Source organism: Streptomyces griseorubiginosus, from assembly GCF_001514195.1.
GTDB classification, from domain to species: domain Bacteria; phylum Actinomycetota; class Actinomycetes; order Streptomycetales; family Streptomycetaceae; genus Streptomyces; species Streptomyces griseorubiginosus.
This window is the reverse complement of sequence record NZ_KQ948743.1, coordinates 295,787-315,332: the sequence shown is the minus strand read 5'-3', so window position 1 is coordinate 315,332 and position 19,546 is coordinate 295,787. Positions and strand designations below refer to the sequence as shown.

The 19,546-nt window shown below is 69.8% G+C and carries 17 protein-coding genes and 1 pseudogene; 5 read left to right on the top strand and 13 right to left on the bottom strand.

Annotation, left to right across the window (positions count from 1 at the left end; all coding sequences use genetic code 11):
- Position 1: 1 nt before the first annotated feature.
- The 5 genes from AQJ54_RS34880 to AQJ54_RS45835 form a co-directional block, all read right to left on the bottom strand.
- Complete coding sequence (locus tag AQJ54_RS34880; protein WP_211278616.1) at positions 2 to 2,560, bottom strand: CBM35 domain-containing protein; 2,559 nt, start codon at positions 2,558 to 2,560, stop codon at positions 2 to 4.
- Positions 2,561 to 2,648: 88 nt separating this feature from the next.
- A complete protein-coding gene (locus AQJ54_RS34875; RefSeq protein ID WP_062244301.1) occupies positions 2,649 to 3,503 on the bottom strand; it encodes a carbohydrate ABC transporter permease in 855 nt (284 codons plus the stop codon).
- Positions 3,500 to 4,456 carry a carbohydrate ABC transporter permease gene (locus AQJ54_RS34870; protein WP_062030910.1) on the bottom strand — a complete coding sequence of 319 codons (957 nt, stop codon included), beginning with the start codon at positions 4,454 to 4,456 and terminating at the stop codon, positions 3,500 to 3,502. Before AQJ54_RS34870 ends, AQJ54_RS34875 begins: the two co-directional genes overlap by 4 nt.
- A 57-nt stretch (positions 4,457 to 4,513) precedes the next feature.
- Positions 4,514 to 5,824: an ABC transporter substrate-binding protein gene (locus AQJ54_RS34865; protein WP_062030912.1), complete on the bottom strand. Its 1,311-nt coding sequence runs from the start codon at positions 5,822 to 5,824 to the stop codon at positions 4,514 to 4,516.
- 129 nt (positions 5,825 to 5,953) lie between these two features.
- Positions 5,954 to 6,220 (bottom strand): hypothetical protein, encoded by a 267-nt coding sequence (locus AQJ54_RS45835; protein ID WP_159055595.1) that lies wholly within the window; start codon positions 6,218 to 6,220, stop codon positions 5,954 to 5,956.
- Positions 6,221 to 6,349: 129 nt separating this feature from the next.
- Here AQJ54_RS45835 and AQJ54_RS34860 point away from each other — a divergent pair, with 129 nt between their 5' ends.
- Complete coding sequence (locus tag AQJ54_RS34860) at positions 6,350 to 6,844, top strand: MarR family winged helix-turn-helix transcriptional regulator (RefSeq protein ID WP_062244298.1); 495 nt, start codon at positions 6,350 to 6,352, stop codon at positions 6,842 to 6,844.
- Between the two features lie 82 nt (positions 6,845 to 6,926).
- Here AQJ54_RS34860 and AQJ54_RS34855 read toward each other — a convergent pair.
- The 4 genes and pseudogenes from AQJ54_RS34855 to AQJ54_RS47855 form a co-directional block, all read right to left on the bottom strand.
- A pseudogene (locus AQJ54_RS34855) lies at positions 6,927 to 8,000 on the bottom strand (arabinofuranosidase catalytic domain-containing protein); the annotation flags it as partial.
- A gap of 56 nt (positions 8,001 to 8,056) precedes the next feature.
- Positions 8,057 to 8,965, bottom strand: a complete 909-nt coding sequence (locus tag AQJ54_RS34850) for a CE1 family esterase (protein ID WP_107121198.1) — start codon at positions 8,963 to 8,965, stop codon at positions 8,057 to 8,059.
- 296 nt (positions 8,966 to 9,261) lie between these two features.
- Complete coding sequence (locus AQJ54_RS34845; RefSeq protein WP_062244296.1) at positions 9,262 to 11,631, bottom strand: glycoside hydrolase family 95 protein; 2,370 nt, start codon at positions 11,629 to 11,631, stop codon at positions 9,262 to 9,264.
- Entirely contained in the window at positions 11,625 to 11,786 is a 162-nt protein-coding gene (locus AQJ54_RS47855) for a beta-galactosidase small subunit-related protein (protein WP_079070150.1), read from the bottom strand. Before AQJ54_RS47855 ends, AQJ54_RS34845 begins: the two co-directional genes overlap by 7 nt.
- A gap of 98 nt (positions 11,787 to 11,884) precedes the next feature.
- Between AQJ54_RS47855 and AQJ54_RS34840 the strand changes: the two genes are divergently transcribed.
- A complete protein-coding gene (locus AQJ54_RS34840) occupies positions 11,885 to 12,400 on the top strand; it encodes a DinB family protein (RefSeq protein ID WP_062244293.1) in 516 nt (171 codons plus the stop codon).
- Positions 12,401 to 12,457: 57 nt separating this feature from the next.
- On the opposite strand, the gene AQJ54_RS34835 is transcribed toward AQJ54_RS34840, so the two are convergent.
- On the bottom strand, positions 12,458 to 13,981 hold the full coding sequence (locus AQJ54_RS34835; protein ID WP_062244290.1) for an RICIN domain-containing protein: 1,524 nt from the start codon (positions 13,979 to 13,981) through the stop codon (positions 12,458 to 12,460).
- Positions 13,982 to 14,399: 418 nt separating this feature from the next.
- Between AQJ54_RS34835 and AQJ54_RS34830 the strand changes: the two genes are divergently transcribed.
- Positions 14,400 to 15,323 carry a GNAT family N-acetyltransferase gene (locus tag AQJ54_RS34830; RefSeq protein ID WP_062244434.1) on the top strand — a complete coding sequence of 308 codons (924 nt, stop codon included), beginning with the start codon at positions 14,400 to 14,402 and terminating at the stop codon, positions 15,321 to 15,323.
- A gap of 47 nt (positions 15,324 to 15,370) precedes the next feature.
- Here the strand turns inward: AQJ54_RS34830 and AQJ54_RS34825 are convergent, their stop codons facing one another.
- Entirely contained in the window at positions 15,371 to 15,637 is a 267-nt protein-coding gene (locus AQJ54_RS34825) for a helix-turn-helix domain-containing protein (protein WP_062030921.1), read from the bottom strand.
- Positions 15,637 to 16,122 (bottom strand): DUF2975 domain-containing protein, encoded by a 486-nt coding sequence (locus tag AQJ54_RS34820; protein ID WP_062244288.1) that lies wholly within the window; start codon positions 16,120 to 16,122, stop codon positions 15,637 to 15,639. Before AQJ54_RS34820 ends, AQJ54_RS34825 begins: the two co-directional genes overlap by 1 nt.
- Before the next feature lie 139 nt (positions 16,123 to 16,261).
- Here AQJ54_RS34820 and AQJ54_RS34815 point away from each other — a divergent pair, with 139 nt between their 5' ends.
- On the top strand, positions 16,262 to 16,678 hold the full coding sequence (locus tag AQJ54_RS34815; protein ID WP_062244284.1) for a hypothetical protein: 417 nt from the start codon (positions 16,262 to 16,264) through the stop codon (positions 16,676 to 16,678).
- Between the two features lie 124 nt (positions 16,679 to 16,802).
- Here the strand turns inward: AQJ54_RS34815 and AQJ54_RS34810 are convergent, their stop codons facing one another.
- Positions 16,803 to 17,825 (bottom strand): LacI family DNA-binding transcriptional regulator, encoded by a 1,023-nt coding sequence (locus AQJ54_RS34810; RefSeq protein WP_063803015.1) that lies wholly within the window; start codon positions 17,823 to 17,825, stop codon positions 16,803 to 16,805.
- A gap of 373 nt (positions 17,826 to 18,198) precedes the next feature.
- On the opposite strand from AQJ54_RS34810, the gene AQJ54_RS34805 reads away from it, so the two are divergent.
- Entirely contained in the window at positions 18,199 to 19,467 is a 1,269-nt protein-coding gene (locus AQJ54_RS34805) for an ABC transporter substrate-binding protein (protein ID WP_062244274.1), read from the top strand.
- Positions 19,468 to 19,546: the final 79 nt, after the last annotated feature.

The following is a 19,546-nucleotide window of genomic DNA, read 5'->3' as shown; positions in this document are numbered from 1 at the left end:
GTCAGCCGTTGAGCGGTGCCACCGTGACCCGGTCGATGTCCGGTGCGTAGGCGGAGGCGTTGGCGAACGTGACGGTGTTGGTGCCGGCCTCAAGGGTGACCGGAACCGGCAGGTACCAGAAGTTGGACCAGCTGTAGCTGTTGCGGAACATGACCCGCTGGGTGCTGTTCCCGACCGTGATGTCGGCTGCCCGGGAGACGACGTTGGTGTTGTAGTTCCCGGATCCGGCGAGCTGGTTGTTGGCGTAGCGGACGCTCATCACGTACCGCCCGGCCTTCGCGGCCTTCACCTGAAGGGTCAGGGTGTTGCCGGGCCCGTTGCCGATGTTCCCGACGTACTTGCCGCCCGAGGTCCAGGCGTTGGAGGCGACGGCCGCGGCTCCGGCGAGGGTGCCGTCCTCCGCCTCGTAGGCGGTCACACCGTCGATGCTGGGCGCGCCCGTCACCTTCAGGTCGCTGATGCCGAGTTTGCCGGTTCCCGGGACCGCCGCGGTCACGCGGTTGTTGCCGGCCGTGAGGTACAGGCGCAGTGTGGTGCCGGACGCCTGCCCCTGCGCCGGAGGCAGCGTGCCGGCGGTGGCGCCGTCCAGGCTCAGGGTCGCGCTGCCGGTCGACGTGTAGTCCGCGCGCACCGAGTAGTAGCCGTCCGCCGGGACGTCGACGTCGAAGACGGCCTTGTCGCCCTTGCCCAGCACCAGCGCGCCGCCGCCACTGCTGCCCGAGTCGCGGTAGTCGTACGACGGTGTGCCGCTGATGTCGGCGTACGTCGCCGGGTACACGGCCTGCGGGGTGACCGACGCGGTGAGGTCGATCTTGTCGAGGGTCACCTCGCTGGTGCCCTTGGCCAGGGTCAGGGTGTGGGTGCCCGCGGTCAGGGTGACCGGGGTCCGCACGGTCGAACGGTACGTCCAGTTGAGCGTGGACCCGTAGGTGAGGGTGACCGGCGAGCCTCCGTCCACCGTGAGGGTCTGTGTGGAGGGCGTGCCGGACTGGTTGCCGTAGAAGACGTCCAGGTCGTACGTGCCCGTCTTCGGGACGTCGACCGTGAAGGCGACCTTGCTGGTCGGCTGGTTGAGGCTGCCGACGTCCTTGGTGCCTGAGGTGGCGAAGCCGTACGGGTTGGAGCGCGAGCCCTGCGAGTACACCGTGCCCGCGGTGATCGCCGCGTTCTCCGCCTCGTACGACGCCGACCAGGGCAGACTCGCCGCGGCGGGCGTGCCCTTCCCGGCCGGGTTGACGGTGACGCGGTAGGCGGCCATCGGGTCGAGTCCGGTGAGCGGCACCGTCACCGCGCCGCCCGGGGAGACCGTGGCGCTGGTGCGTGCGACCACGCCGGGCGCGGCGGCCGCGCCCTCGTAACCGCTCCAACCGACGCGCTCCACGGTCACGTTGACCCTGCGGCCGAAGGAGGACGGTATGTGCTGGAGCACGGTGTCGACGTTCCCGGAGGTGCCGCCCAGCAGGACCTGGGCCTGCTTGCGACCGGTGTCCAGGGACCCGATGCCCTGGAGGGTGTCGGTGGTGTTGGCCTGCGGCGGGGTCACCCGGACGGTCTGTCCGGTCAGGCCCGCGTACCAACGCAGCAGCCACCAGGTGCCGTTGGGGATGTTGGTCTGCACCGCGTTGTCGTTGAGGTTGCCCGCGATGTTCCAGTACGCCTGGTCGGCGTAGACCTTGTTCCGCTCGAACAGGGACAGCCACTGCACCATCTGGCCCGGCACGGACTGGTCGCGCCGGTTGGCGAACTCGTTGATGCTGACCGGGAGTTCGGGGATGCCGGTGTTCTTCTCCAGGGTCCGGTAGGCGGCGAGGGTGTTCTCGAAGCTGGACAGCGACCCGGGGTCGAGCTCGTGCCAGGTGGTGATGTCCGGCAGCACTTCGTTGGCCTTGGCCCAGGGGTAGAAGTCGTTCATGAGGCGCGTGTCGTAGTGCGTCTCGTTGGGTCCGGCGATCCTGGCGCCGGGGATGATCGACCGGATCTTCCTGTAGACGGTCGCCCAGTCGCTCTCGAAGCGGTCGCGGGCCTTGGTGTAGGTCGCGGTGTCGGAACTGCCCAGGCCCCCGTACCAGTTCCCGTCGGGCTCGTTGAACGGCACCCACACGAAGTCGTCGGCGTCGGGACGGGCGGCGACCTTGCGGACCATGGTGTCGACCTTGGCCAGGTAGTCGTCCAGGCCGAGGTTCTCGTAGGGCCACTGGGCGTAGTAGTCCTGCATGTAGATGTACACGTCGCCGCCGCCGCTGCGGTCGTAGGCCGGCTTGACCGTCAGGGCGTCCCCGTTGGGGTGCTGGAGGCCGTCGGGGGCCTTCTGCACGATGGTCGTCATGTGCAGGGGGTCGAGCAGGTTGGCGCCAGGGACGCCATCGTCGCTGAGACCGTAGAGGGTGCCGTTCGCGCCGTGCATCACCGGGCCGCTCGTCTGCCCCAGATCGACGGTGAGTCGAGGCGTCGCCGCCTCGGCGGCCGGGGCGGTCAGCGCCATGCCGGCCAGGGCGGCGGCGACGGCGGACACCGCGACCAGGCGCCGCGCGGGTCGTGGACTGCGTTCGGTTCTGCGCATGAGAGGCCTCCGCCTCCCGCGTCGTTGCGGGAGGATCGTGGATGGAAACGCGGGTGGGGTGTACGGCGGATGAGGGGGAGCGGCGGGGCTATTTGACGGCCCCGCTGGTGATGCCGGAGACGACGCGTCGCTGGGCGACGACGAAGACGGCCACCATCGGCAGGCTCATCATCACGACGTAGGCGAAGATGAGGTGCCAGTTGTTGAGGTACAGCTGGGCGTTGGCCACCTGGTACAGATTGAGCGGCAGCGTGGCCTTGTCCCCGCCGCCGAGCACGAAGAAGGCGTAGAAGATGTCGCTCCAGGCGAAGAGCATCACCATGATCGTCGCGGTGGCGACGACCGGCCGCAGCAGCGGCAGGATGACCTGGAAGAAGACCCTCGCCGGACCGGCCCCGTCCATGCGGGCGGCCTCCTCCAACTCCTCGGGGAGGTTCCGGATGAAGCCCGTCATGAAGAAGATCGACGTGGACAGGTACATCCCGGTGTAGACCGCGATCATTCCCCACTGGGTTCCCGCGAGGCCGAGTTGCCGCAGCTCCATCACGATGGTGATCACGGCGGGCGGCAGCAGCAGGCCGCTGATGCTCAGCGCGTACAGCGCGCCGACCAGACGTCCCTTGCGGCGGGCGAACACCCAGGCGGCGCCCGCCCCCAGCAGCAGCACCAGGACCACGGAGGGGACGACGACCAGCAGGCTGTTGACGAAGCCCTGGATCATCTTGCCCTGGTCGAAGGACTGTTGGTAGTTCTCGGCGGCCTGCACGTGGTGCGGCAGCGACAGGTTCGGCTTGATCGCCTCCGCCTGCGGCTTCACGGAGGTCACCGCGACGAGCCAGAGCGGGATGCCGATGGTGACGGCCGCGATGACCAGCACGGCGGCGGGCCGCACCCAGCGCAGCGGGCCGGGCCGCGCCGGAGCGGGTACGGGAAGTGCGGTCACTGGTTGTTCTCCCTGCGGCGCAGACCGACGATGACCGGTACGGCGAGGACGACGACGATGAGGAACAGCACCAGGCTCATCGCCGAGGCCTGCGCGTACAGGCCCTGTCCGAAGACCCGGAACATGTAGATGTTGAAGACCTCGGTCTCGCTGCCCGGTCCGCCCGCGGTGGTGGCCTGCACGATGTCGAAGGTGTTCATCGAGCCGATCAGGGCGGTCGTCACGTTGAACGTGACCGCCGGTGCCAGCAGCGGGAAGCGGATCGACCAGAAGGTGCGCCAGCCGCCGGCGCCGTCGATGCGGGCCGCCTCCAGCACGTCACCCGGCATGCTCTTCAGCCCAGCCAGGTAGATCAGCATGGCCAGGCCCATCCACTTCCAGCCGTGGACGAGGGTCACCACGACCAGGGTCCAGGTGGTGGAGCCCAGCCAGGGCGTGTCCACCTGATGGCCCGCCAGCGAGGACAGCACGCTGTTGAGCGCCCCGTCCTGGGCGAGAAGGGCGCGGAAGATGTAGCCGACCGCGAGCGCCGAGATCAGCACCGGGAGGAAGAACACCGCCCGGAAGAACCGGTTGAACCGGGTGTCGCGTTCCAGCAGCAGGGCCAGGGCGAGCCCAAAGCCGTTCTGGAAGAGCGCGACCAGGACCGCGTACTCCACGGTGATGCGGATGTCCCGCAGCATCGAGCCGTCCTGGAGGATGCTGCGGATGTTGGACAGGCCCGCGAACCTGATGTCCGAGTGGAACGCCGACCAGTTGGTGAACGGGTAGACGAAGTTCAGCAGGTTCGGCAGCAGGAAGAACACGCCGAAGACGGCGAGCGCGGGCAGGGCGAACCACCACGGCTGGTCGGACCTGGTCCGCGGCCGGCGACGCGGGGTGTGCGGGGTGGAACCGTGCGCCTGCTTGCGGGAGTTGGCATCGGTGACGCCGACGGTGGCTGTGTCCGCCACGTCTCACCTCCGGTGAGGGGCCCGGGCCGGTCCCTGTGAGCGGCCCGGGACGAGCGGTCAGAACCCGGCGACGCCGCGCGCCTTGAGGACCTGGGTGAACTGGTCCTCGGCGGCCTGGGCGACCTGCTCCGGCGTCTTCTTGCCGTAGATCATGTCGGCCAGCGCGAGGTGCATGTCGGGCGCGGTGAGGGCCTTGACCTGGAACACGCCGGTCGCGGAGGACAGGGCCTTGGCCTGGGCGAGGGCGGTCTGCGGCAGACCGTCCGGGTTGGGCACGGCCGGCTCCACCGAGACGACCTTGTTCGCCTTGATGTAGGCCGGGTAGTCCTCGCCGAGCCAGAAGGACAGGAACTGCCGGGCGGCGTTCTGCCGTTTGGCGTCACCGGTGTTGAAGGCGACCACGCCGTTGGTCTGGTCGGGGGAGTACAGCGCCTGGTCGGAGCTGTTGGAGACGGGGAACCAGCCCAGCTTCCGGTCCATCTCCGCGGTGGAGGAGGTGGCCTGGATCTCGCTCTGCAACGAGGTGACGTTGACGGCCATCGCGGCGCTGCCGTCCAGGAGCGCCTTGCCCTGGTCCACGAAGGTCGCGGTCTTGTAGTTCTTCTGCGCGAGGCCCCCGTCCAGTACCTGCGACTTGTACTTCTTGATCGCGTTCACGATCACCGGGTCGGTCCACTTGGCCTGGTTCTTGTTGAGCCTGTCCCAGAAGCTCTGCGGCAGGTCGGTCATCTGGAGCTGGACCTGCCACTGAAGAGGCCACTTGTCGCCGCCGACCTCGAAGAAGGGTGCGACGCCCGCCTTGGCCTTGATGGTCTTGGCGGTGGCGAGGAGCTCGTCGTAGCTCGTGGGCATCCTGGTGACGCCGGCCTTCTTGAAGACGTCCTTGTTGTAGTAGACGCCGAGGGTCGCCGGGCTGGTGACGATCGCCGCGTAGCGGTGGCCGCCGACCTGGCCGAGGCCCTGCTCGGTCTTGCCGAGCTTGCCGACCCAGTCCTCCTTGTCCAGCTGGAGCAGGTTCTTCTCCGGCTGGACGAACGGCAGCGTGCTGCCCGTGGGCTGCCAGAACATCAGGTCGGGCTTGTCGCCGGAGGCGAGCTTGGTCGGGACGTTCGACTCGTAGGGGTCCGGGATCACCTGGGTCGTCACGGTGGCCCCGGTCGCCTTCTGGAAGGCGTCGATGACCTGCTTCGGCTCGGCGACGCTGTTCTGCGCCACCCACATGGTCAGGTGGACGCCCTTCAGATCGGCCGTGGCGTCGACCGACCCGGTGGGGGCGGCGCCGGTGCCGCCTGCGGTGCTGTCACTGCATGCGGTGGCGGTCAGGCCGAGCGCGCACGCGACGGCGAGGGCGGAGGCGACTCTCTTCATGGATCTGTCCTTAGGCACGCGAGGGCGGGCGGAGCTGTGCTGTGGAACATGGCTGTGCTGGGGAACCCGGTTTTGCTGCGGAACATGGGGGACGGCCGGATCGGAGCGGGGCGTGGGGGCGGCACGGGGTCAGGCGGTTCTTCGTCCCTCGGGTGCCGGGCCGGGCGGCGGTGCTTCCACGGCCGAGGCGCAGGGCCCGTCGGCTGGTACGCGAGCGAGGGCCGCCGCTTTGAGCCGGTCGAACCCGATGACGACGATCCCACCGCCGACCGCGGTGGCGGTGGCGACCGTACGGCTCAGATCGTCCTTCGGCGTCAGCACCCGGGATGCCCTGGAGGGCGGGGTGCCCGGGGTGCGCCGAGGAGGGCCCGGGCTTCCGTGACCGGTCACATGCATGGGAGGATTGTGAGCGGTCACAACACGGCCGTCAAGAGGGTTGTCACCGTGGCCTTACCCGGCCCGGCCTTGATGCGGGCACCATCAGGGCCGCGGCACCCGCCAGGGCGGTCAGTGACGGTCGACGGTATGGAACCTCGCTGGCTCACCGACGAAGAACAACGCGCCTGGCGTGCCTACCGCGATGTGACCCATCTGCTGGAGGACGCCCTCGATCAGCGGCTGCGGCAGACGGAAGGTGTCTCCCACCTGTACTACTCCGTGATGGGCGTCCTCTCCGAGGCCCCCGACCGGCGGCTGCGGATGACGGATCTCGCCGCCCAGCTGAAGATCCCCCGCACCCGGCTCAGCTACGCGGTCGGCCGGATGGAGGAGCTGGGCTGGGTGCGACGCGAGGACTCCCCGGACGACGGACGCAGTCAGCTCACGGTACTGACCGGCGAGGGGATGCGGACGCTGGAGCGCATCGCGCCCAGTTATGTCGCCACCGTGCGTGCCACGGTCTTCGACCGCCTCACGCCCGAGCAGACACGTGTGTTCGGCGAGGTCTGCGAGATCATTCGCGCCGGACTCACCGGCCCCGACCGTCCGCCCCTGCCCGCCGACCTGCCGTGGCGCCGCTGACCGTGTGCAGGACCGCGGCTCGTTCCCGAACGGGCCGCGGTCGTAGGGGTGTTGTACGGCCCCCGGGTGCTGCCTACCGCCCGTATCCGGCCGCGGTGATGTTGGCCTGCACGGAGTTCTCGGTGGCGTCCGACGGGTAGCCGGAGGTCATGACGCCCTCGTAGAACGTGCCCGCGGCGCCGTGGCTGTTGTCGCCGCCGATGCCGAGGATGATGGCGCCCTCCTTCTTCATCGGGTTGTAGCCCGGCACGTTCGGGCGGACCCCGTTGTAGAAGGTGGACAACGAGCCGCTCTGGGCGTTGCCGCCGCGGATGGCCCAGCGGTTGGGGCCGCCCTTGACGACGGCGGTGAGGTAGCGGTGGCTGATCGAGGGGTCACCCGCGTTGTAGCGCTGGTTGTACCCCGAGAACAGGCCGTTCTCCAGGTCGGCCATGATCCAGGGACCGTTGCCGCTGCCGTAGCCCCAGACCTTGATGTTGCCGAAGTAGATGGCCTCCATGGTGCCGTTGCCGTTGTCCCGGCTGTTGGTCTCCGCGTTGCCGTAGTCGAAGCAGCAGCCGCCGTTGTAGTGCTTGCCGTCCAGGACGGCGTACATGCCCTCCGGCTGGTCGCCCTTCGCGACCCCGTTGGTGCTGTTGTTGCGGTAACCGGTGCCGGGCGCGACGAAGACGCCGTAGGCCTTGTGACCGGCGACCGTGATGGGTGCTGCGGTCGCGTTGGCGAGGTTGTCGTAGCCGCCGGCCGCCGGGCCCGAGAATCCGCCGGGGGGCGCCTGGGTGAGGCGGTTGTTGCGCCCGGACTGGTCGTAGATCACGGTGATCAGGCAGGTCGTGCCGGAACAGAACGAGTCCTGGGCGGCGGCGTTGGCGACCCCGCCCTGGCTGAGGACGCCGATGTCACGGGTGGCGTTGTCCCGGGCGCGGCGCACCTGGTACAGCGGGCCGTTGTAGGAGGAGTACAACGCGCGCGTGGTGCTGTGGGCCGCCACGCAGGGGGTGCCGCCGGCGGCGTACAGGTCGCACGGCAGTGAGCCGGCGGCGGGTGCGGCCGGGGCGGCCGGTGCCGTTCCGGTGAGCAGGCCGACGCTCAGCGCGGCGGTGGCTCCGGTGGCGAGCAGCGCCTGCCGGACGGTGCGGGACCGTGGTCGTAGGGCCATGGGTGAACTCCTTTGCGGGTGGGGGGTGGTGCGCGGCCGGAGCCGCGGGTCGGAGCTCAGAACTGGCTGAAGAACTTCCAGATCTCGCCCGGCACCCAGGTCCGGGATCCGCTGTCGCCGGCCGCGCCGTCCTGGGGCGCGGCGATGTGGCCCTCGTCGAACGCGGCCCAGACGACGGGGTGCCCGGCGGAGCAGCCGGTGTACGCGGTGACGCGGTGGGTGCGACTGCCCTGCGCCGGCTCGGGCGGGTTCTGGGCCGCGCAGCCGTTGTTGCGGACGAACCGGTCGCGCAGGGTCCGCCCGCCCGAGATGCCGAGGACCGAGTCGCGGATGCCGTGCACACCGAGGTAGGCGACGGGCTGGGTGCCGCCGGCGCACCCGCTGAGCTGACCACCCGACTGGACGGCGACCGCCCGGAAGACCGTGGGCCGTGCGCAGGCCAGCGCGTAGCTCATGGCGGCGCCGTAGCTGAAGCCGACGGAGAAGCGGCGGGCGGTGTCGACGCACAGGGCGTTGTCGAGGCGGCTGATGATCGCGTCGGTGAGGGCCACGTCCTCGCCGCCGGAGTTGGCCCAGCCGTTGTTGAGTCCCTGGGGTGCGACGAAGATCGTGCTGTTGTTCGCCAGGCGTTGGAGTCCGTAGTAGGCCCAGGTGCCGTTCTCGACCGTGCGGCCCGTCGACACGTCGGTCGCGCTGCCGCCCAGCCAGTGGAAGCCGAACACCAACCGGTAGGCATGGTTTTGGTCGTAGGTGTCGGGGACCCTGAGGATGTAGCTCCGGCTCTTGCCGTTGACCGTCAGGGTGTGGGTGCCGCTCGCGAGACCGGGGGCCTTGCCGCAGCCGGCGGTCGCCGCGCCGGTGCGGACGGCCGCGGGGCCGGTGTCGTGGGCGACCGTGGCGCCGGAGGTCGCGACCATGGCGAGAAGGGTCGCGATCACGAGGGGCCATAACTTGGCTTTCTGCATCACATCACTCCTTGGATGAGCATGTGCATGACAGGTACGGAGGCACGCCGAACTCCCGGCGTAGGCAATGGTTTTGCCTGCGCGCCGAGGGTTGCGAGCGTGTGGGTGCCGGTCCGAGATCCCGAACGCGTATCGGGGTTTCGGGCACTTCGGATGATAGGAAGCCGGGGGCAATCGTCAATGGCCGTCGCAGGATTTTGTCTGGCGGGTTGACGAATGCGGCCGTTCGGAAGCGTAGGTTCGGAAAGCCCCGTTCGGAACGCCCCGTTCAGAACGCTCCGTTCAGGACGGCACGTTCAGAACCGCACGTGATGCAGGCCCGCCCGTGTCGCCGTGAACTCACCGCGGGTGAACCCGGCCGCCGGGTTGGTCCACCTGGTCTCGACGTCCCCGTGCTGGTCGTCCGTGACGTCCGGGTGCGGGCCCGGCGTCGGCAGCAGAAGCCGGTAGCGGCCCGGGTGGGGGAGGTGCAGACCGGCGTGCACCAGGCCACCGTCCCGCCAGTCGAGGTCGACGGTGACGCCGCCGCGGGCCCGCAGTCCGCGTACGGTGCCCTGCCGCCAGGCGTCCGGCAGCGCGGGGAGCAGCCGCAGTTCGCCGGTGTGGCTCTGGAGCAGCATCTCCGCCACGCCCGCCGTGGCGCCGAAGTTGCCGTCGATCTGGAAGAGTTCCGGCGGGTGCAGGTCGAAGAGGTTGTCGGACGTGGACTCGGCCAGCAGTCGGCGCAGGCTCTCGTGGGCCAGGGCGCTGTCGCCCAGGCGCGCGGCGAGCGTGACCACCCAGGCAAGGCTCCAGCCGGTGCCGCCGCCACCGTGGGCCAGCCTGAGATCGAGGGCGGCCCGGGTGGCGGCGAACAGTTCCGGAGTGCGCTCCGCGTCGACCCGGTCGCCGGGATACAGCCCGTACAGGTGGGACAGGTGGCGGTGGCCCGGATCCTCGGGCACCGCGTCGTGGCGCCACTCGGCCAGCGGCTGCCCGGGGGAGTACGGCAGCGGGGGCAGCCGTCGCCGGGCCTGGTCGAGGGCGTCGGCGATCGGGTCGCTCAGGCCCAACTCCTTCATCGCCGCCAGGCAGTTGGAGAACAGTTCCTCGACGAGCCACAGGTCCATGGTGACGGCGGCGGTGGTGGCGGCGAACGCCGTCCCGCCCGGCGTCGGCACCTGGAAGCGGTGCTCGGGGGAGGTGGACGGGCAGGTGACCAGGTGGCCGTCGCCGTCCTCGACGAGGTAGTCCAGCAGGAAGACGGCGGCCTCGCGCATCACCGGCCAGGCCCGCTCGGCGAGGAAGTCGCGGTCACCGCCGAACCGGAAGTGCTCCCACAGATGGGCACTCAACCAGGCACCGGCCAAGGGCCAGTTGGCCCACTGGGGTTCGCCCTGCACCGGGTGGGTGGTACGCCAGACGTCCACGTTGTGGTGGGCCGTCCAGCCTCCGCAGCCGTAGTAGTCCCGCGCGGTGCGACGACCTGCGGTCGCGAGGTCGGTGATCAGGTCGAACAGCGGCTCGTGGCAGGCGGAGAGGCCGGTGGTCTCGGCGTGCCAGTAGTTCATCTGGAGGTTGATGTTGGTCGTCCAGTCGCACTGCCAGGGCGGCTGGACCTGGGTGTTCCAGATGCCCTGGAGGTTCGCGGGCTGGGTGCCGGGGCGGGAGGAGGCGATGAGCAGATAGCGGCCGTACGCGAACTGGAGCGCGGTCAGGCCCGGGTCGTCCGCGCCGGAGCGCACGGCGGCGAGCCGTTCGTCGGTGGGCAGCCCCTCCAGCGCCGGGTCGTGGCCCAGGCTGAGGACGGTCCGGTCGTGCAGGGCGCGGTGGTCCGCGAGGTGCTCGGCCCGCAGGCGGTGGTACGGAATCCCGGCGGCGGCATCGAGCAGCCGGGCGACCTCGGCCTCGGGGCCGGATTCGGGGCCGTCGGGCGGCACGTCCCACCCGCGGAAGCCGGTGGCGGCGGCGACCAGGACGGTGGCGGTGGTGGCGCCGGTCAGTCGCAGGGCGCCGGTCAGGGGATCGGCGACGACGGTGCCCTCGTCCGGGACGACACGTAGGGCGGCCGCGAACCCGGTTCCCGCGTCGGGGGTGTAGCGGACCGCGTCGGGTCCCGTGCCCTCGAACTCGATGTGGGCGGGGGCCCGGCCGGAGACCGCCGGGCCGGGCGCCGAGCCCGGGTGGGCCGACTCCAGACGGGCGGTGAAGGACAGTGCCCCCGGTGTGTCGCAGCCGAGGCGGATCACGAGGACGCCGGCGACCGCGGAGACGAACAGCTCGCGGGTGTGTCGGACCCCGTCGGCGGTGTAGGCCACCGTGCACACGGCGTCGGCCAGGTCCAGCTCCCTGCGGTACTCGTTGACGTCGTCGCCGTGACCGAGATCCAGGAGCAGGGCGCCCAGGGGCTGGTAGGCCTGGGTGTCGGGTCCCTGCATGCGCGTCGCGAGCTCCTCGGCGCGCACGTGGTCGTGGTCGTCGAGCACCGCCCGGCGCAGTGCGCTCAGGTGCTGCGCGGGGTCGTGGTCGGCGGGGGCGACGGGGCCGCCGGACCACAGCGTGTCGGCGTTGAGGTCGACGCGCTCGTGGGCCGGGCGGCCCGGCACCATGGCGCCGAGGGAGCCGTTGCCCAGGGGCAGCGACTGGGCGAAGCCTTCGGCGGGACGGCGGTACCAGAGTTTCAGCATGTGCGGAATCCGAGGGTGAGACTGACGGGCTGGGCGTGGCGTACGTACCGGGGCTGGACGCGGGGACCGCAGGCACCGCTGCCGACACCGTGCTGGGCGACGTCCAGATTGACACACACCCCATCGCGAGGGGTGAGGCAGGTGGTGTGCGGCAGCCTGGACGTCCTGACTGACGGCGTCCCCGGGGTCTGCCCGGTTGATCATGCTTCGTAATTCGGCGGCGTCCGGAGACCGGGCGCCCTAACGTGCGGGCATGTCATTTTCACTTGAGCGTCCCCCTTTCCAGGCCGACGAACGCACCGCGCTCGTCGGCTGGCTGGACCTGCAACGCCAGATCCTGAGATGGAAGTGCGAGGGCCTGAGCGAGGCCGACGCACACCGCTCCGTCGTCCCGAGCTCGCCGGCGATGACGATGGCTGGGCTCATCAGCCATATGCGGTGGGTCGAGCACACCTGGCTGGAGGTGCTGTTCCTGGGCGGCGACAAGACGCAGAACCCCTCCTTCGACGAGACGGCCGAGGACGCGGAGTGGCACACCGACGGCATCTCGCTGAAGCAGCTGCTCTCGGAGTACGAGGCCCAGTGCGCCCGGAGCAACGAGATCGTGGCCGAGGCATCCCTGGACGACGTCGGCCGCCACCCCGACTACCAGTCCGCCAAGGCCAACCTCCGCTGGATGCTCATCCACCTCGTCGAGGAGACGGGCCGGCACGCGGGCCACGCGGACATCGTGCGGGAGCTGCTCGACGGGGCGAAGGGGTACTACTAGGGCCGCCCGGGGCGGACCGCTGGATCCGCCCCCCTCCCCACACAGCTCCCCGGGCGCTCACGTGCGGGAGCTGGGTTCCTCCTCGTCATCGAAGGACCAGCGCTGTTCCTGCGAGCCGTCGCGTTCCGTCACCACCACGCGGGGCGGCGCCGTGCCGGGCTCCGCGGCCAGGGCGAGGCCCTGGTGCTCGTCCAGCAGGATCTCCCCGCCGGCGCTCAGGACGTACGCGGTCGCCGCGTCCTGCTCGTCGCAGGAGGCCAGACGCACCGTCCCGCCGGCCGCGTCGGCCGTCAGACACAGGGAGGGGTCGGCGCCGCTGCGCAGCGAGCCGTCGAACTCGTACGACCACTCCTGTGACAGGGAGGACGAGCACTGCGCCAGTCGGAGATGCGCGCCGGAATCGAGCGCGCCTTCGACGTCCAGGCAGAGCCCGGTGGCGGCGTTGTGCAGGCGGCCGTCGGTCTCCGCCCCGGAGCCGACGGCCGAAGCGGTGGACGGAGACGAAGAAGCCGACGGGGTGCCGTGGTCCGGGGCTGAGGTGGTCGCCCCGCCCCAGGCAGGTTCGGCGAGGTGACCAGGGCCGTCGTCGGACCAACCGCGCACGGCGAGGATGCCCGCCAGCAGGGCGAGCGAGGTGAGACCCGCGCCGATGGCCACCATCGCCCGCTGCCTGCCGTCCCCTCCGCTCCGGTGCCGTCCCGGTACCGGACCAGCGCCGGTCCCCGTGGCAGCCCAGTCCGCGGGACCGCTGCGTCCGGGTCTGCTGGCGGCATAGCGGCGGCCGCCCCAGCCGAGGACCGCCTCGGCAAGCAGAACCTCCAACCCGCCGTCGAAACAACTGAGTTGTTCTACGGCCGCGCGGCAATACGCGCATTGCGTCAGATGGTGCCTGACGTCCTGGGGGAGTTCCACTCCCCGGCCCACCGCGACATCGATCAGACGGTTGTGGAAGCGGCATTCCGAGGACGGCGCGAGTTCCCTGTGGGCGCGCACGATTCCCGTCCGGAATTGCTCGCGGGCCTGTTCCAGAGAGGCGGTGGCTGTTGTCTTGTCGACCCCCGTCAGACCGGCGGGTATGTCAATGGCCTCCGCCTCGACCTCGGTATGCCACAACAGGCATTGCGCGATTTCGGGCAGGGCCACGAAGGCGCGTTCGGCGAGCTTGCGGTGGGCGGCCGTCCCGGATTGCGCCAGGTGCAGTCCCCGGCCTCCGGTGGGCTTGTGCAGTTCGGGCATGGCCGCGCAGACGTCGTCGTCCGCGGCCCAGGCCCGGATGGTCTCGCGGACCATGACCAGCAGTTGGGGACGCAGCGCACCGGCGGGGCCGCCCTCCTCCAGTCGGTCGAGCAACTGGTGAAAGGCGCTGGTGGCCGCGAGGGGAGCGGTGGGGGTCGCGGAGGCCAGGCACAGCAGGGCGTAGTCGCGGGCCGACGGCCAGTGCCGGGCGAGCAGGACCGCGATCGCGGCCTGCCGTCCGGGGCCGCGGTCGCTCAGCCTGGAGCTGAGTTCGCGGTCCGTCGCACCGGGGATCAGCCCTGGGCGGGGCGGGTACGGCGGGCGTGGGGGGTGGAGGGACTGCACAGGGCCAATTTCCTTTCCAACGGCAGAAGGCATGCGAATTGACGCTCTGTCGGAAAGCGGGGACTGGTTGGTACATACCTGAAGGCGGCCATGTTGGCTGGTCAGGACCGGTCCGCCTTAAGCGAGGCTTACCTTCGCACACGCTACTCACCAGGAACAAGGAGTTGGGCTGACCGATGTTCAAAGGGTTCGGAATTCCCCACTGTTACCTTCGGTAGCGCCGGGGTGAATTCGGGATGGCGCTCGGAATGGTCCGAATTGCGGGGCGACTGAGGCCGCCTCCTGCCGGTCGCCGCGCGTCGGCGGCGGGTCCCCTGCGGTTCGGGAGCCGGTCCCCTGCGGTGAGGCAACCGTTTCCATGCGATGCGGGAGCCGTAAATCAGGTGACAGGGACGTACGGATGATCCAGGGTGCACCCATGTCCGGTCTCTCTTCCCAGCTGCTGCCGGTGGGGTACCACTCCAGACCGGCAACAACCTCAGACGCTCCCGAGGTTCATCGACTGGTCACCGCGTGCGAGCTCGCGCTGCACGGTCGTGCCGCCACGGGCGTCGACAGCGTCGCCGCCGACCTCGGCACACCGGCGGCGGAGGCGCCGTCCGAGTCGGTCCTCCTGCACGACTCCGCCGGAGGACTGGCCGGCTGGGCCCGGGTGAGAGGCCGACGCGCCACGGTCCACGTCCATCCCGCGCACACCGGCCGGGGCCTGGGCGGACTCCTGCTCGCCTGGACCGAGGACCGGGCCCGCCGGTTCGGCGGTGACCGCCTCGCCCAGACCGTCCCCGACAGCGATCAGGCGGCGGTCGTACTCCTGCGGTCCGGCGGGTACACCCCGCTCGTCACCGAGTGGCTCCTCGAGTTCGCGATGCCGTGCGAACCGGATGTGCCCGAGCCTCCGGCCGGCGTCACGGTCCGAGCCTTCGAGGCGGGTGACGAGCGGAGCGTGTACCAGCTCACCGAGGACGCGTTCGACGAGTGGCAGCAGCGGCGGAAGAGCTACCCGGAGTGGGCCCGGCACACGGTCGAACTGCCCACCTTCGACCCTGCGGCGTCACCGCTCGCCTTCGCCGGTGACCAACTCGTGGGCGCGGTGCTGTCCCTGGACGTCCCGGGCGACGACGAGGGGTACGTCGAGCGGGTCGCGGTCCGGAAGGATCAGCGCAACCGGGGCATAGCGCGCGTGCTCCTGCGGGAGTCCTTCCTGGCCTTCCACCGGCAGGGCAAGCGGGGCTGCACGCTGTGGACCCACTCGGACACCGGCGCGCTGTCGCTGTACGAGCGCCTCGGCATGACGGTCCGGCGCTCGTCCACGGTCTACAGCAAGGAGCTGGCCGAGGGGTGACGGAGTGCGGTTCGGACGGCCGCCGCGGACTCCGCTCAGCGCGGCCGTCAGGACGCGGACGCGTCCGACGCTCCGGTGTCGGCACCTGTCCTTGACGTCACGCTCTCGCCGTCCGTCTCCCACCGCAGCAGATCCCCCGGCTGGCACTGGAGCACCTCGCAGAGCGCGGCGAGCGTCGTGAAGCGCACCGCCTTGGCGCGGCCGTTCTTGAGGACCGCGAGGTTGGCGGGCGTGATCCCCACCCGTTCCGCGAGTTCCCCCACGGACATCTTGCGCTTGGCCAGCATCACGTCGATGTCGACGGTGATCGGCATCAGATCACCTCGTTCAACTCGGCCTGCATCCGGGCCGCTTCGACATCGCGTGCCACGGCTTGGGCGAGCAGTGTCCGCAGGACGAGCACGATGAGAGCGACCCCCAGAATGGCGAGGCCGATGCCGGCCATGATGACGCTGACTCCCGGATCGTCCCGCTGGCCCGGCGCGTTGACGGCGGTGACCGCGAACCACAGGAGGGAGGCGGAGGTGATGGCACCGATGATGCCGTCCACGTACCGGAAGGCGCCGTGGGAGAACACCGTCCCGCGGCGCACCATCGTCACCAGGCGCCAGACGCAGACCCCGGTGACCTGGACCGAGACCATGCCCAGGATGGTGATCAGGCGCATGAGCGTCAGCGGCATGGACCCGTCCTCGGGGTCGGTGGCCAACGCCCACACCATCAGTACCTGTACGCCCACGGTGCCGGTGAGCACCACGACGAGCACGGCGCGCAGCGCCCGCACGGCGAGTTTTCCCATGCCTCCACCTTCCATCGAATGACGATGGAAATCTATCGAGAAACGATAGGGTGAGGCAAGGGTTGTTGAAACCCCCGGTGCGAGGGCGCAGTCTTGGCGCAGCCGTGCCGACCGGGCAGGCGAGTGCAGGGGGTGCCGGATGCGGCAATCGGAGGACGAGCTCCTGGCGGAGGCCCTCGGCCGTATCAACAAGGGCGGGAAGTTCGCCTCGCGGTTCCTCAAGAACGATGTCGCCGAGTTCGACCGCGAACTGCCGCTGGCGTTCGATCCCGCGGTCGAGCATGTCCGTACCGTGCTCGTTCAGCTTGCCGATGGCGCGGCCCCGGAGCCGTTGGAGGCCGGCGCGGACCGGGTGACGTTCCGCGTGCTCACCGGGGGCGGATACCTCAGCATGAACCCGGTCGTGGTGACCATGGACGCGACGCGCAAGGGCGAGTGGACCACCACTGTGCACGTACGGGCTGTCGCGAAAGAAGGACTGGTCAAGCAGCGTGCGGCGCAGAAGACGGCCGAGCGCGTCGCGGCGCTGCTGGACGGAGCCGGCTCGAGCCCGTGAGCGATGCGCGGCTCACCTCTCGGCACTTCGGCACGGCAGGATGTGCGGCTCACCCCTGGGCGCCTCGCTGCGGCAGGATGCGCGGCTCACCTTTCGACACCCCCGCCGCGCCAGGATGTGCGGCTCACCCCTCCGCGCCCCTCCGCGGCGGAGCCGTCGAGTTGCGGATCACCAGCTGTGTGCCCACCTCCATGTGCTCCATGAGCAGCTTCTGCCCCTCGATGAGCGACAGCAGTGCGCGGGCCGCCTTCTGCCCCATGTCGTGCAGCGGCTGGCGCACGGTGGTCAGGCCGGGGAAGCTCTGCGCCGCCTGCGGGAGGTCGTCGAAGCCGACGACCGAGAACTCGCTCGGCACGTCCAGACCGCTCGCCCGCGCCGCGTCGACGGCGCCGAGCGCCATGAGGTCCGCGCCGGCCACGATCGCCGTCGGCCGGTGCTCGGAGATCAGCTGCGTGGCCGTACGGAATCCACTGGCGTACGAGAAGTCGCAGGACGCGACCATGCGCGGGTCCACCTTCAGGCCGGCCAGCCGCATCGCGTCCTCGAAGCCCTGGAAGCGCACGGAGGTGCTCTCGAGGTCCTCCTCGCCGCGGATGTAGGCGATCCGGGTGTGGCCCAGGTCGATCAGGTGCTGGGTGCCCTGACGCATGCCGTGGTAGTTGTCGACGCTCAGGCGGGGGAGCGGCACCTCCAGGCGCCGGGGGTCGATGATGACGCACGGCAGGTTCTGGCGGCGCAGCAGCTTGACCGTCTCGTCCTCCAGGACCGGCGCGATCATCAGGACGCCGTCGACCAGTCCGCGCCCCAGGAACTCCACCCGGTCCTTCTCCCTGGCCGCGTCATGGTACGAGGCGTTGACGAGCAACTCCTGTTCCGCGTCGGCGAGTTCGTCGGCGACTCCGCGCAGGATCTCCAGTCCGTACTGGCTGGTGAGGTCGAGGGCGATAAGGCCGATGAGTCCGCTGCGGCCACCCTTGAGGTTGCGGGCCGACACGTTGGGCCGGTACCCGAGGCGGCCCGCGACCTCCAGGACGCGGCGACGGGTCTCCTCGGAAGCGCCCGGCTTGCCGTTCATGACGTTGGACACGGTCATCGCGGAGACGCCGGCCTCCTCGGCCACCTGCGCGATGGTCACCCGCCCTGTCACGCCAACTCCTTCTGCTCGCCGGGCACTTGAGCTGCACCGGACCTCTGGCCGGCTCCGGCTCACTCAATCACGAGCGACCGGAAACTTCCATGAAACTGTAACGATAAGGCAGGCGTCGCGCGACGGGAAGGCCCTGTAAGCAGCGGTGAAGAGGGATCACGAGCCGTACGTATCGACCACTCAAAGTTACGTATAGATGTCGGCTAAGTTTTGCGTTACAGTTCCCGGCCATCGGCGCTCAACATGGCCGCAACTCGGGTCCACCGACCCCTTTTCGTCGCATCGGCGCTGAACCCACCCGGATCCAGCCCGACCGAATCAATCCCTCAACACATGACGAGTCGGTCCGTACCGACGACGGGAGAGGTGTGCAATGAAGCATTCCGGGAGACGTGTCGCGATCGCCACCACGGTCGCCGCCATGGCGGTGTCGCTGGCCGCGTGCGGTGGCGGGTCGAGCGGTGCCTCCAGCGACGGCACGGTGACCCTGCACGTCCAGGCGTGGAAGGGCGGCGGCGCGGAGCCGGCGAACGTCGCGGAGATCAACAAGGCCTTCGAGAAGGCCCACCCGAAGATCAAGATCGACTTCGAGTACATCACCGCGAACGACACGTACGTCCAGAAGCTCCAGCCCGAACTGCTCGGTGGCAAGGCCGGCGACGTGATCATGGTCGACACGGACAAGATGAAGAAGTGGGGCGCCTCCGGCTACCTCGCCGACCTCTCCAAGGAGTCGTGGGCGGGCGACATCGCCCCCGACGCCAAGCCCTTCGCCCAGTCCGACGGCAAGACGCTCGCCATGCCGATGGAGCTCATCGGCATCGGCATGTACGCCAACATGAACCTCCTGAAGAAGGCGGGCATAGACGAGGTCCCGGCCGACTGGCCGACCTTCCTCGCCGACCTGGGCAAGCTCAAGAAGGCCGGCATCAACCCCATCTCCCTGCCGGACAAGTCGGGTTGGACGGGCAGCTCGGTCTTCCAGGCGAGCGGCTCGAGCCTCGTCTACCAGAAGAACAAGCAGTGGGACGCCGACTTCCTGGGCGGCAAGGCCTCCTTCGCACCGGACTGGCAGGGCCCCCTTGACCAGCTGAAGACCCTGGAGGACAAGGGGTACGTCAACTGGAAGAACGAACTCGGTGTCGACGAGTGGTCGCAGGGCCCGCAGGACTTCAGCGCGGGCAAGAGCGCGTTCTGGTACCAGGGCGCCTGGCAGGTCTCCAACGTCGCGAAGGCCGGATTCCCCGTCCAGTTCGCACCCTGGCCGGGCGGCGCCGCGGGCACCAAGCCGAACGGCATGCTCTTCGCCGGCACCATGTGGGCCGTCAACTCCCAGTCGCAGCAGGGTGACGCGGCACGCGAGTACGTGAAGTTCTGGTCGCAGAGCGAGAACCTCTCCAAGTACCTCGACGCCGAGCACGCCGAGTCGCCGTTCACCGGCGGCAGCACGCCGGAGAGCACCGAGACCACGGCCTTCACCAACGCCTTCAAGGACGGCCGTTACCGGATCCTGCCCTCCAACTCCTGGTACGGCGCCGCCGCCGAGACCGAGATCGGCTCGAAGATCCAGGCCTATCTGCTGGGCAAGGAGTCCACCGCGCAGACGCTCAAGGACATCCAGACCGCGGCGTCCGCGAAGTAAGCCAGCACCGGACCAGCCGTGGTGGGAGCGGTCGGCAGCTTCCGACCGACCCGCTCCACCCCCCCCGCCCCCACCACGG